The 300-nt window shown below is 48.3% G+C and carries 1 pseudogene; it reads right to left on the minus strand.

The window, feature by feature from the left end:
• Positions 1–300, minus strand: a pseudogene (locus AB4585_RS29335) (PhoH family protein); the annotation flags it as partial.

Below are 300 nucleotides of genomic sequence, written 5' to 3' on the forward strand. Positions count from 1 at the left end.
CTTCTTTGCCGTGCGAGAACTCAGCTTCGGCAGCTTGCTCAAGGACGCCACTTTCTTTCACTTCTAGATGGATTTGCTCTGGCTCTATATCAGGGATATTGCCACGAACAGGCGCAGTTTGAACGTAAAGTCTTTTAACGATATCGAGTGCCGCAGAGGCGGTATGAGGTTGGCCCACGATGGAGAAGTGGTTACCACGATAGTTGATTTCAACGCCAAGGCGACGTTCTAGGTGCTTGATGTTGTCATCAAAAGGGCCACAAAGGCTAGAAAGACGGTGATTATTTGCTGGTTCTAGAT

The sequence above is a fragment of the Vibrio sp. 10N.222.49.C9 genome, assembly GCF_041474985.1.
In the GTDB taxonomy this organism is placed as follows: domain Bacteria; phylum Pseudomonadota; class Gammaproteobacteria; order Enterobacterales; family Vibrionaceae; genus Vibrio; species Vibrio crassostreae_C.